This is a genomic window from Stenotrophomonas sp. A3_2 (genome assembly GCF_036624925.1).
GTDB lineage: Bacteria > Pseudomonadota > Gammaproteobacteria > Xanthomonadales > Xanthomonadaceae > Stenotrophomonas > Stenotrophomonas hibiscicola.
The window spans coordinates 1-1,069 of sequence record NZ_JAZKVY010000157.1; the positions used below are offsets into that span (position 1 = coordinate 1).

The window sequence follows — 1,069 nt, forward strand, 5'->3', positions numbered from 1 at the left end:
AAGACGCCGTTCCGACAGATCGCGGCAATCTGTCGAAGGCGGGGTGGGTCCGGTTGCGGGGGCGTGAGCCGCATGGGCCCGAGGCATGCCTCGGGCGGGTTGGGCAGGACGCCCAACCCCGGTCTTGCCGTGTGCGCAGGAAAGCGCACACGAGCAAGCGGCTGCCAAGCCTAGATGGACGTACTTGCAGCGCCCCCCGCAACCGGACCCACCCCGCCATCCCTCGGAATGCGGCTTTTGTTTTCGCTTTTGCTTGCGCGGTGGCCTCTGCAGGTGCCGGGCGCAGCCCGGCCGAACACCCCAACAGGCAGCCGGCGCCCGGAACAGGTACCCTATGCCGCCATCAGATAGCCAACGTGACATGACCGACGCCCTCGTCGCTCCGCAGTGGGCCTCCCGCCTGCGCGACATCGCCGACTTCCCCAAGCCCGGCATCCTCTTCAAGGACATCATGCCGCTGCTCGCCCATGGCGAGGACTTCCGCGGTGCCATCACCGCGATGGCCGACCGTTGGCGCGACCAGAAGCTGGACGCGGTGATCGGTATCGAATCGCGTGGTTTCATCCTCGGTGCCGCCATGGCGCTGGAACTGGGCGTGGGCTTCGTGCCGGTGCGCAAGCCGGGCAAGCTGCCGGGCCAGGTGCTGCGCGAGGAATACACGCTCGAATACCGCAGCGACTGCATCGAAGTGCACGCCGATGCGCTGCCGGCCGGTGCCCGCGTAGCAATCATCGATGACGTGCTGGCCACCGGCGGTACGCTGGTCGCTGCCTTGTCGCTGGTGCGCCGCCTGGGTGTCGAGGTGGTGGGTGCCGGCGTGTTGGTCGAACTGGACGGACTCGGCGGCCGCGCACGCTGGGAAGCGGACCTGCCACTGCACACCGAACTGGTGTTCTGAGCGTGTCGCCGGGCGTGGGGGGGGCGCAGACCCAACAACGGCGGAGGCGCCGGGCCCCCCCCCGCCCCCCCCCCGGCCGACCACCCTGTTCCTTACATCATCCGCACGCGGAAGCGACGGCCCTTGATCTTGCCGGCTTCCAGCCTGGCCACGGCCTTGTTGGCCTGCTCA

1 protein-coding gene is annotated in these 1,069 nt (G+C 68.9%); it reads left to right on the plus strand.

All coding sequences use genetic code 11. The annotated features are described in order from the left end of the window. Positions 1-361: 361 nt before the first annotated feature. Positions 362-898 (plus strand): adenine phosphoribosyltransferase, encoded by a 537-nt coding sequence (locus tag R5H29_RS04845; protein ID WP_019338396.1) that lies wholly within the window; start codon positions 362-364, stop codon positions 896-898. Positions 899-1,069: the final 171 nt, after the last annotated feature.